Raw genomic sequence first — 11505 nt, 5'->3', positions numbered from 1 at the left:
GGTATTGAGGCGGATTGAGTGGCCCGAGGAAGCAGTCGCGCTCTCTCCTTAATGTCGAAAGCGGAGAGCGTTTAAGTACGGTTTCTCTGGCGGGGCTCTTCGGGGGCATGTTCATTCCTCGGACTCCTGACTCTCTTTCGAGACGGGGTGTCGATCTTTGAGCGCCCCGTGGCAATGCCCCTCGGGGAGTGGGCCTTTTTGCGGACGAGTTGCCGCAAGGATTGAGCGTGAAACGGCGGGGGTGTCGAGTAGTGACTCGACACCCCCGCCGTTTCATGTAGCGATGGACGGTTTCCCGGTTATTCGCCCAACGGCTTGAACAGTTCGACCGGAACTCCAAACGTTTTCGAGAGAACTGGGAGCCAGCGGGCCGGTACTTTTTGGCGGCCCCGCTCTACATGTGAGTACGTTGAATTTGTGACCCGGAGTTTCCGGGCGACATCTTTGGCGAGCATTCCCGCCGAAAGGCGAAGAGAGAGAAGCGAAGGCGCTTCGCTTCCCTCGATCAACTGAACTACTGGTACGCCCAGAACGTTTGCGAGAAGTTGCAACCGGTGAGGGCGGGGAAGTCGCCCGGTGGTTTCCCAAGTTGATACCGCCGCCCGAGAACACCCCAAAGCGACAGCTAACTGACCTTGCGTCAACCCGCGCTTTCGGCGCAGGTGCCGCAGCCGCTCACGGCGTATGCGCACCCGTCAGGCCCCCCGTTCGTTGGTCCTTGTGGAGCGGACTCTAGTGGTCCTTGATCCCCTCCGGGGCGCCCATGCCTCAGCCTGGCCACATTCCCAGCGGAATGTTTACCAACTTCTTTGACGCTCTGATCGAGTGCGACATATGGTCGATCATCATGTGCCCAAGTGGGCCCAGTTCCGGGGGAGGTTGATAGTGGCGTCGCTTCGATCCATCGCCCGAAAGGTCATGGGCCTGCCGGAGTCGGGCGTTACCGGCGAGCAGTTAGCAGCCAAGACCGAGACACCATCCCGACCGGTGAACCCCTGGGAGTCTGCGGGCGCCGAACTTCGGCAGCAGACCGCAAAGGATCGGCCTGCTCCGTCGACCGCCGCCTCGGGCACACCGTGGGCGCCACAAGACGAGCGGTCAGGCGCGGTGTTCGCGCGTCGCCTCGGCCGCGGCCTGCTCTGGTTCGTGCTCATCCTCGCCGCCATCACCGGAGTAAGAGCCTGGATCATCCCGCCGAAGGCGCCGGCCCCCAAAGCCCCCATCGCCAAGTCCGAGGCCGCCTACCCCAGCGAAGAGGCACAAGCCGTCGCCGCACGCTTCGCCCGCGCCTACCTCGGATGGAGCGAAGGCAAGGCCGCCGAGCGCGAGCAGCTCCTCGCGTCCGTCCTGCCCGCTGGTGCTGACACCACGATGGGATGGGACGGCCACGGCCAACAGGACGTGCTCGCCGTCCAGCCCGGTGCCGTGACCCCCACCAAGGACGCACAGGCGCGCGTACGCGTTGATGCCCTGGTTCGCTCGACGGCCACTGAACCCCCCAAGGGCAAGGGCGCCCCAGCCGAGGAGTCGCACTGGGTGGGCCTTGACGTACCGGTCGTCAAGGTCGCCGGCCGCGTCGTCGTCACCGGACGGCCGGGACTCGTCGGCATCCCCAGCCAAGGCCCCAAGGCGCCGTCACTGCCGGTGCCGCAAGTGGACGCAGACCTGAGCGGGCAGACCGAGGGCGCCGTCTCCAAGTTCTTCGCGGCATACGCAGCAGCGGGGGACACCGACGCCGTCACCGCGCCCGGCGCGAGCGTGCCGGCGCTCCCTGCCGGGGTCACGTTCAAGGGCCTGACCTCCTGGTCCGCGGACACCGGCACCGGCGACCGGCGCACCGGAACCGCCCTCGTCTCGTGGACCCTCAGTGGGGCCACAGTCGAGCAGGTCTACCGCGTGACCCTCACGCGCGTCTCAACGTCGGACGCCCACCGCTGGCAAGTGGTGGACGTCCGCGGCGGGTCCGCCTGACCCCCTGATATCCCCAGCTCATAAATCATGAGCACTCGTCATAATCCCTGGTTAACCTGCCCGTTCACGCACAAGGGGGAACCCGTGGAACCGCACCGCCTCACCGAGCTCGCCGCGCTCACCACCGGATCGCAGCTCAAAGACTGGATCTTGATCGTGGTGGGGAACCTTTTTGTAGCGTTCCTCGCGCTGCGGGCCCTCGGGCATTTCCTCAAAAAGGAGTGGGGCGAGATGGTCACGCTCTTTGTGGCCGCCGTCGCCGTCGCCGCCGTCATCTGGGCCCCCGACACCGTTAAGGCCCTCCTGACGGGAGTTTGGGGCAAGATTTCGGGGTCCTCCTGATGCGGGTGGGACGCACCTATACAAGGCACTTCGACCTAGAAACCAGGCAGCATGAACTGCTTGGTTTCGATCTTGGCGAAGGGGCCCCGCGACGCGCCCTCATCCTGGGACTGGTGCTCTACGCCTTGTGGACCGGAACCCTCCTCCTTCTGTTCGGCCTGCCATCCAAGATCACGTTTACGCTCTACGCCCTGCCGCCGCTCTTCGTCGCGGTCTACGGCACACAGCGATCACAGGCCATCGATCGCCGCTGGAACATCACCCGATGGTCAATTGGCGTGCGATACCTCGTACTTGGCCACCGCCCGATCATCGGCGCCGGCCGGCGCGCGGCGACCCGAAGCGAGTGGATCAGCCGCCGCGCCCGCTGGTCCGGTAAGGCCGAGCTCCTCGCCGAATCCCCGCTCGGCCCCCTCGTCGAGCGCTGGCTCGGCACCAAGGAGGAATCCACCCCGCCCGGAGCCGGCGCCCCGATCCAACTCGCCGCGCGCCGCCCCCGCCTGTACGGCCCCGATGCCGTCGGCAAGGCGTACGGCCGCAAAGCAATCCAGCAACGCAAGGGGGAGAAGTGAAGGTCCTACAGAAGGTTGGAACGTTCCTCGGGGTGGGCGGCGACCGGTCCTCACCGGCACCGCAGTACGTCGCCCTCGCCGACGGTCTGGTCATCACCGAGAGCCACACCGAAGCGTGGTACGTCCTGGCGAGCTCCAACACCGATCTCATGAGCGAGGCATCCCGCGACGCCGAACTCGACGCCGCGAACTCTGCCCTCGCGCGCACCCTCGCCGGGTACGACTGCCACTTGCGAGTGCTGTGGTCCCCGCTGCACGCCGAGGACTACGTCACCGAGGCCGCCGAAATGTTCACCGCCGGCAATTGGCAGGAGTGGGCACAGATCCGCGTCGGCCGCCTCGACCAAATCGCGCTGCCCTCACGTCACCTCCTCCTCGGCGTGCGCCTGACCGAGCGCGCAGGACAGGCGCAAAAGCTCGGCCGCCGAGGCGTCGAGGGCGGCCTCGGCCTCACCTCCTCGACCGTCGCCTCCCGCGAACTCGCCCGCCTGGATGCGCAGATGCGCCGACTCGGCCGCCGACTGGAATCCTCTCCATGGAGAGCGCAGCCGGCCGCCGTCGAGATGCTCGCCTGGATGATCAGCCGCGAACAACACCGCGGTACCCCGCTCCCATCTCCCCGTGCCGGAACCATCGCGGGCGCCAAACTCGCCGCATTGACGCGCGGGCGCATCCTGCCCCACCCGGACCACCTACGCGTGGTCAACGCCCACGGCGACGTTTCCGCTTGGGTGTCCGTGCTGACGATGAGCGGTTTCCCCGAGGAGATGGAGAGCCCCGGAAACGGGGAGTGGCTGCGAGTCCTCTCCGAGATCAACTACGTGCCGGACCTCGACGACGACACCGACACTGACCTCGATGAGGTCGACCTCATCCAGCCTGTCAGCCCCGAGGCGTCCGTCCGGTTCAGGGTCATGCCCAAGCGGGAGGCCCTCCGCGTCGTCAACGCGGCCCGCAAGTCAGCCAAAGAACAGCGTCGCAGCGCCTCGAAGGCATCAGCCGAAGACCCCGGCCGCGACATCGAGGAAACCGAAGACGTGATGGCCGAGCTCACGCGGGACATGCGGCGTGAGGACGAGACCCTCGTCGAGGACCACCCTCGGCTGATCGTGACCAGCGAGACATCCCTCGATGACCTCCGGGCCCGCGTTGACGCCGTGATCACCCACTTTGGGGGGCTCGGGATCGAGGTCAACGTCGCCGAGGAAGAACAACGCGAGCTGTGGCTCGAAATGCAGCCAGGCGACCAACTGCGCGTCCCTGACCTCGGGCACACGCGCGACGTGACCGCGCTGTCTGGCTCCTGGTGGTGGGGCGGTGCGCACGTTGGGGACGACCGCGGCCCCATCGTCGGATACCTCACCGGCTCGACACCTGGGGTAGTCCGCAACGACGTAACGGCCGGGTCAGATCGCGGCGACGCAACCACAACGGCATTCGTGGGGCGCTCCGGCAGGGGTAAAACCACCGCGATGATGCTCTCGCTCCTGGACGCCGGGTTCCGCGGCGCCTACGCGCTGGCGCTGGACTTCAAGGGTGACCTCGGCGGCCTGGTTACTGCGGCGAACCGCTTCGGCCTGAACGCGAACCTCGTCGAGACCGGCCCCAAGTTCTCCGGCGCCGTTGACCTGTTCAAGCTCCTGGCGTCCGAGGGCGTCGACGTCGCCCGCGGCGAGGTACCCGCACAACTCTCCATCGCCATCCCCGAGTGGTTGCGCGCAGCCGGGGCCGAGACCCCCATCACCCGTGCCGTCAACGAAGTCATCACTGCCGGAGACCCGGCCACATGGAAGGTGATCGAACACCTCCGAACCATGGATGACGACCTCGGCCGCAAGGCAGGAGAGGCCCTCTACGAGCTGTCACAGAACGCCCTGGGCGCCCCATTCATGGGCCGCCCAACCGGCACCGGATCGCCAATCAGCCCCGAGCCGGGCATCGTTGTGGTGCAGATGCCGGGCCTCTCTCTGCCGCAACCCGAGGAGGCCCGAGGCGACTGGACGCCCATGAAGCGGCTTTCCGTCGCCCTCATGCACTCCATGTTGGCCTTCGGCGTCGTCACCGCGGGGCGTCGCGACCTGCGCGGCCTACGCAAGGTCGTCGCGGTGCCTGAGGTACACATCTTGACCGCGACGCGAGAAGGCGCAGGGTTCCTGCAATACATCGCCCGAGTCGGCCGCGCCCTGGCAACGTCGCTCCTCCTGGACACCCAAGACCCGCAGTCGCTCGTGTCGATGGTCGGTGTACTGGAGCAGCTCACCACCGTGGCCGGGTTCCAACTCACCACCACAGAACAGCAAAACGCCCTAGCTGAACTCCTTGGACTGCCTCAAGACGCCCACACCCGCGCCCTCATCCAATCCGTCGGCCTCCTGTCCGACGGGGACATCCGTCACGGTCACTGCATCATCCGGGACCGCCGGTTCGCGTGCGCCACGGTGCAGTGGGACGTACCAAGCGCCGAACTCCTCACCCTCCTTGACACCTCCCCCAAGGCAACCGACCCCGCCAACGGCACAGTGAGCATGGAAAAGGTGGACACATGATGCGCAAGCGCAAGACAGCGGCCGTCGTCCTCGCCGCCGGCATCCTCGCCCTTGCTGGATGCTCCTCCTCCGGTGACAACAGCGGGAGCACGAGCCGCAACCCCGGCGGGCAGCAGACCCCCGCGGATGACGCCCTCGCAAAGGTGGCCACGCGCTACCAGGAGGCCGCCAACCACCTTGATTGGCGCACCGCGTGCACCCTCAGCACGACCCGGCTGCGCGCCGGCACGGTCGGGCAGTGCGTCGACCGGAACACCGTGGACGCCCCGACGCCCGGCCCGTCCGAGTCGAGCCCCTCGCCGTCGGTCTCGCCGCCGACCTACGCGGACGGCTCGACGCCCAAGGCCATCGCATCCAGCACACCCACCGGCCCGGACCGAGCCGACACCGGCCCCGTCTCCGCCTCGGACATCGTCGACGTCTCGGCGGTCGGCCAACACCCGGCCGGGTACGGCGTCCTGGTCACCTACACCGTGCAGTGGCCCGGAAAAGACACCATCACCAAGCGCCGCGCGCTGCGCCTGGTCCACCAGGGCGAGGACTGGCTCGTCGATCAACACGAGGACGTACAACAGGGCGACCAAGGGCACGGCTCGCCGGTCCGCACCGCCCTATCTGGGGGGTAACAGCAGTGCTCATCTACAGGATGCCGCGGCTACGAACCGCGGCAATTCCGCTCCTCTTCGCGTTCACCACGCTCATGGTGTTGGCGGGTCCGGCGCACGCTGCGGACATCGATCCCATCGGAATCGGCGACCTCATGCCCTCGCCGGACTCCAAGGTGCCCAAAGGGGAGGGCACCCTTTACGAGACATACAGCAATCCGTCTCTATGGGAGCTAGATTCCGATTTCGGAACCTGGGACGTTCTCGACCCAATGGGCGAGATGATCGCCGATGTCTGCATGGCACTGATCGCCGTAATCGGCACGGCGTGCAACGTCATCGTGCAGTGGATTTTTCAGCTCGTCTCAATCCCGGACCTTGAGAACGCCATCACTCAGGGAATCGGTGGAGCTGCCAAGGGCCTTACCGAGACGCTCCTCCCGAGTGCACTCGCCGTCGGCGGATTCGTCGCCTTCGTCCAGCATCGAAAGGGCGGCGGGGGCGGCGGCCTCTCCCAAATCTCCTGGGTATTCATCTCCGGAATCGTCTCTGTCTCACTCCTGACCAGCCCTCAAACCTGGGTCGGCGGAATCGACAGTGCACGCCAAGTCGGGTCAAGTATCACGCTGAACGCCACGTCGCACGGCCTCGGTGACGGATCAGGCGATTTCCCATTCAAGCTCGACCACAAACCAAAATTCACCGGAAACGGCCGAGACGATTCATTGCGGAAGTCGAGCGATGCCGTGTGGCGCGCCTACGTGGCCACTCCGTGGTGCGTGGCAGAATTCGGCAGTTTCGAAGCCTGCAAGAAGTACGGAAAAGACCTACTCGACCAAGGGAGCAGCAAGGACAAAAGGAAAGAATGGCTCAAAGGAAACGTCAAGGACGAAACAGTCGGCGAGGACTCCGCAAAATGGCGCCAGGGGCACAATCCCATCGGTCGAATCATGGTCACAGTCCCCGCCCTCATTTCTGTGACTCTATTCGCCGCCCTCGTCCTAATCTTGGCGTTCACGTCACTGGCGAGCCTCCTCGGCGCCCTCATGCTCCTACTCACAGGCGTCATTTTCGCGTGCCTCTGGGTCATCCCAGGACGCCCGCGCGAGTGGGGCCTCGCCTGGTTTGATCAGTTGCTCGCCCGCACCCTCGAAAGCCTCATTGCCACACTGGTTTTGGGCGCGGTCCTCTCCCTACAAGCGGCCACGACGCGAATGTTCGGGGAGTACGGATGGCTGCCTACCAGCGGCCTGAGTATCGCCGCCGCCATCGTGGGCATGAATTTCCGGGCCGTCATCGCGCAGATCTTCGGCGTGCGTGGCACCACAACAGGCATGCTCGGCGGGCTCGCCCTCGCCAGGCTCACGAGCCGAGTAGGACGCGGCGCTGGGCGTCGCGCCCTGGGCAACGGTCACAACTACCAACCAGTGCGCACTGCCCCCAACCGCCGACGCCCCAACATTGGAGGCGGAGGAGGAGGCGGAGGAGGCGGCGGTCTGCCTCAACTCCCCAGCGGAGGAGGCGGAGGGTACAGCGTCGACCTGACGCGGGTACCACGCCACCGGCCACCGGCACCGCCGCCCCGACCGCTGCCGGCCCCTGCCGGCGCAGGAGCCGGACCAGCGCTCCCGCCCGGCGGCAGGACAGTGACCACAGGCGGCCGGCCCCCGACGGTCACCCTCGACCGGGAACGCCCTGATACCACCGGCAAGTCCCGCGCCACGCTGCCCCCGCAGCCGTCGGGCCCGCGTCCCGCGCTCCCCGGCGGAAAGGAGGGCACCGCGGGTACAGGCAACCGCCCTCCAGCCCTTCCGAGGGCAACTCCAGTCATGCGCCCGGAGATTGGCAGGACGCCGCCCAACTACGCCTTCCGGCAGGCCCCGCCGCCCACCGCGCCAGGGGACCTCAAGGTCGTACGCGCAACAGTCATCCGCAGCACGCCCAACGGCCCGCCGCCGCGCCCGAAGAGCAGCACGCAGCCACCGCCTCGCGCGACTGCGCCCGCGCGTCGCCCAACGCAGCCGCCCAAGAACAACGGCGATCGGGGGTAAGACGATGCCGAAGAACGACCCGAGCCCCGAGGAGTGGCGAAAGCTCCTGTCCTCGATGCCATACCCGGAGGAGGTCAAGAAGACCAAAGGCCGCCGTGACCGCCGCGAGGCCAAACGCGAGCACCGTGAGGCCGTCCGCAGGCGAACCACGGAATACCTCCGAGAGGAACGTCGCCGCGACCCAATCCGCCCAACAGGGGCCCTGATCATCGTCGCGGTGATCCTGGGCCTCGGCTTGGGCGCCCGGTTCCTGTGGCCCGACGAACACCAGCGCAACATCCACGCCACAGCCACCGCAAGCCCCACCCCGCGAGCCGACGAGACCACGTCGCCGACGAGCACCCCCTCGACGTCGCCGAGCTCCTCGACGGCCGCCGACCTCAGCACGCCGGAGCACGTTGCCGAGGAGGCCGTACGGCTCTACCTCACCCGCAACCCGCCCAAGGATCACGACTACAAGGCAAGCATCCTGAGGGCCGCGCCGTACATGACTCCCGCTCTGACGGAGAACCTCGGTTCGCACACTGACCCCGCATGGGCCAAGCTCGTCAGCCGAGGCGGCATCGCCACCGTCCGCACAGTCAAAGCTGCGCCCGCCGGCAACGACCTACCCGCAGACACCCCCCTCCGGGTATGGAGGAAGGCCACGGCACAGGTAGAGGTCGAGGGATACGAGAAGTACAGCGAAACCACAGTGCTACAGGTCGAGCTGACCAATGGCAGTGGTGAAGGGTGGCGCATCTCCCGAATCCTGGGGCTGTAGTGGATGCCCGCAGTGCCGCCCGCGTCCTTGGCCGGTTCGTCGGGACCGGATTCAAGCTCAAGGCCGGAGCGATAGCGGTCGTGGTGTTCTTGATCTTCCTGATCGTCGTCGGCCTCCTCGGCGCGAGCAGCGGCGGGAAGGCATTCGGCGACTCCTGCGGCGACCGCGGAACGCCTGGCGTCGACTACGGCGGCAACGGCCAACAGGCGGACGGCGACCTCCGCAAAAACCAGATAGCGAACGCCAAGGCCATTGACCAAGTAGCCGCCGAGGGCGGCCTTTCCGGACGCGCCACACTCATCGGCCTGATGACCGCCCTCCAAGAATCAACCCTTCTCAACCTCGATCACGGCGACCTCGACTCGATCGGCCTGTTCCAACAACGACCCTCACAAGGGTGGGGAACAAAAGCCCAGATCATGCAACCCAAGTACGCCGCGGCCTTGTTCTTTTTCGGTACTGACCGCAACAGTGCCGCCGGAATACACGGCCTGACAGACATAAAGGGGTGGGAAGCAATGGGCCTCGGCCAGGCCGCACAGAAAGTGCAAGCATCCGCCTACCCCGACCTGTACGACGGCCAAGAGAGCGCCGCCCGACAGATCGCCAAGGAGGCCGGCCTCGACCTCGCGCGCCCAGGCAAGGGCGGCACCACTGGCCAGCACCAGGGCGACGACGCCACCCCCGGGAACGAGCAGCACGGCGAGGGCACAAACCCCCAGTGCTACCCCGAAGGCGACAAGGACCGCCCCGGAACGCCAGGTCAACCCTTCCACGACGGCAACGCCCCGTGGCCCGCGAGCGTCCGAAACCCCCGCGGCACCCAGGAGGCCATCGCGTGGGCCGAGCAAGAGTCCAAGACCAACGGCCAGGACTGGTATCGCGCGTGCCTCGCATTCGTTGCCAGGGCGTACGGTTGGTCATTCTCCGGGACGGGGTACGCGATCGACCACTACCGAGAGATGCCGGCGAACCTGAAGCACGACAAAGACAGAAACCCACCGCCGGGCGCTCTGATGTACTGGGAGACCGGGGGCCGAGCCGGACACGTCGCCGTGTACCTCGGTGACGGGAAAATAGCGAGCAACGACATCCGCCGCCCTGGTTACATCGACGTCGTACCGGCAACGGAAATTGAAAGCAAATGGGGAGCTACGTACGTCGGTTGGGCGCCGCCGTATTTCCCCAAGGGTGGATAGATCGGAGAAAGACATGCTCACCACCGACCCCAACCAGATTCCCGCAAACCCGGTCTACACCATCACGGTCAACTCCAACGGCGCCGCCGCACTCGACGGTGAAGAGGTCACCAAACCCGGCCTGGACCCCAACGAGGCCCGCGTCGCCGCCCTCGCTGAGGTCCGCATCAAAGCTGCATTCCACGGCCGCCCCGTCCGCGTCCTGGCCAAGGAGGCCGACGGGGCCACCTGGCCACTGATCGTGGCGGTAGACGGCACCGTGACGACCCTCTCCCACCCACACCCCACACCACCACCCGCCCAACCCCCGACCCCAGCACAACCGCCGCCGGCAGCCCCCACCCCGCAACCTGCGGGCGAGTGGGCCGCCCCGCTCCCACCGCAGTACGCATCCGCGTGGATTGCCGTCACAACCCACGCGCGAGCCGGCCGTTTCGTTGACGCCATAATCACCGCGGATCAACTCGAAAACGCCCTCGCGGGCACCCTCGGCCCCCTCGCGCCCGCCACCATCAACGTCATGACCGCCCGAGCCTGGCTCACCCTGCGCCAAACGAAATCGGGCGACTGGGCCGAGACAACGGACCTCCTCGTACAGACGGCGCAACGCCGCCGCGAAGCCAAGGCCCCCGAAGACGACACCGAGCACACCATCCGCAACGCACATGCCGCGTGGATTCGCCTCATCCGCGAAGACCCCGAGTACGCCCGCGAGTTGGCCGAGCCGGTGCTCCTCCTCCTCGGGGACCGCCAGGAACACGCCCGCCGCGCACAGGCGGTGATCCAGCTCCTCGAACAGGGTGCAAGGGCGTCGTAGGACGTTGCTGGAACCGTGCATGCGCGAGATCCCTCTCCCAACCCGCAGGGAGAGGGATCTCGCGCTGTGTTCGTGAGTCTCGCGTTATGCATCTCTGTCAGGGCTCCTTGACAGTTCGCCGCCGGCAGGGGGCCCTCACAATAGACTTTATCCGCAGGCACTTTGATGCACTGAAACACAGTCGGAACTCTGCTGGGGCTTTGCTGTCCCCAGCTTGAGGGGAGTCCCGCTTTCCGCCAACGCTACATGGTGCATCACTTGACGCACGCGGTACATTGGAACGACCCCCACCCCCTTCCCAGTCAGCTTGCTTCTGTTGCAGGCGCCTTGACTACCCGTAAGGTGCAGCTTTGAACGACTGCGTGCGCAGCGGACCCGCTTGGGAGCGCAAGGCACTCCCTAATCAGGGCGCGCAGCGCCCGCCCTGTCAGCCGCACAGCGGCTGACCTCCTCCAATGCCACTAGAGCGCAGCGGAAGTGACTGTCTGGCGCAGCCAGGCAGCGAGCGCAGCGAGGATGTGATCCGCGCAGCGGATCACTGCCCCCCGCGAAGCGGGGGGCTTAGCAGACAGCGTGAAACGCTGTCAAGGGATCGGCGAAGCCGATCCCAGGCATAGGCCGCTACGCGGCCTATGTACC

Annotated in this window: 10 protein-coding genes; 9 read left to right on the top strand and 1 reads right to left on the bottom strand. The window is 66.5% G+C overall.

Annotated elements, in window-relative coordinates; translation table 11 throughout:
- Positions 1–299: 299 nt before the first annotated feature.
- A complete protein-coding gene (locus ACIQU6_RS40030) occupies positions 300–692 on the bottom strand; it encodes a helix-turn-helix transcriptional regulator (protein ID WP_403486812.1) in 393 nt (130 codons plus the stop codon).
- 415 nt (positions 693–1107) lie between these two features.
- Here ACIQU6_RS40030 and ACIQU6_RS40025 point away from each other — a divergent pair, with 415 nt between their 5' ends.
- The 9 genes from ACIQU6_RS40025 (at position 1108) to ACIQU6_RS39985 (ending at position 10866) form a co-directional block, all read left to right on the top strand.
- Positions 1108–1971: a conjugal transfer protein gene (locus ACIQU6_RS40025; RefSeq protein WP_403486810.1), complete on the top strand. Its 864-nt coding sequence runs from the start codon at positions 1108–1110 to the stop codon at positions 1969–1971.
- Positions 1972–2055: 84 nt separating this feature from the next.
- On the top strand, positions 2056–2313 hold the full coding sequence (locus ACIQU6_RS40020) for a hypothetical protein (protein WP_403486808.1): 258 nt from the start codon (positions 2056–2058) through the stop codon (positions 2311–2313).
- Positions 2314–2318: 5 nt separating this feature from the next.
- Positions 2319–2885, top strand: a complete 567-nt coding sequence (locus ACIQU6_RS40015) for a hypothetical protein (RefSeq protein WP_403486806.1) — start codon at positions 2319–2321, stop codon at positions 2883–2885.
- 287 nt (positions 2886–3172) lie between these two features.
- The gene (locus tag ACIQU6_RS40010) at positions 3173–5431 is read left to right on the top strand and encodes an ATP-binding protein (protein ID WP_403486804.1); all 2259 of its coding nucleotides are present in this window, start codon (positions 3173–3175) and stop codon (positions 5429–5431) included.
- Complete coding sequence (locus ACIQU6_RS40005; protein WP_403486802.1) at positions 5428–6057, top strand: hypothetical protein; 630 nt, start codon at positions 5428–5430, stop codon at positions 6055–6057. The genes ACIQU6_RS40010 and ACIQU6_RS40005 overlap by 4 nt, the downstream gene beginning before the upstream one ends.
- Positions 6058–6062: 5 nt before the next feature.
- Positions 6063–8087, top strand: a complete 2025-nt coding sequence (locus tag ACIQU6_RS40000) for a hypothetical protein (RefSeq protein WP_403486800.1) — start codon at positions 6063–6065, stop codon at positions 8085–8087.
- A gap of 4 nt (positions 8088–8091) precedes the next feature.
- Positions 8092–8850, top strand: coding sequence for a hypothetical protein (locus ACIQU6_RS39995; RefSeq protein WP_403486798.1), 759 nt, complete (start codon positions 8092–8094; stop codon positions 8848–8850).
- Positions 8850–10049 carry a peptidase M23 gene (locus tag ACIQU6_RS39990; protein WP_403486796.1) on the top strand — a complete coding sequence of 400 codons (1200 nt, stop codon included), beginning with the start codon at positions 8850–8852 and terminating at the stop codon, positions 10047–10049. Before ACIQU6_RS39995 ends, ACIQU6_RS39990 begins: the two co-directional genes overlap by 1 nt.
- 13 nt (positions 10050–10062) lie before the next feature.
- Positions 10063–10866: a hypothetical protein gene (locus tag ACIQU6_RS39985; protein ID WP_403486794.1), complete on the top strand. Its 804-nt coding sequence runs from the start codon at positions 10063–10065 to the stop codon at positions 10864–10866.
- Positions 10867–11505: the final 639 nt, after the last annotated feature.

Source organism: Streptomyces sp. NPDC090442 (assembly GCF_044769405.1).
In the GTDB taxonomy this organism is placed as follows: Bacteria; Actinomycetota; Actinomycetes; order Streptomycetales; family Streptomycetaceae; genus Streptomyces.
The sequence above is the reverse complement of the archived record's forward strand: the minus strand, read 5'-3'. Positions and strand labels throughout refer to the sequence as shown.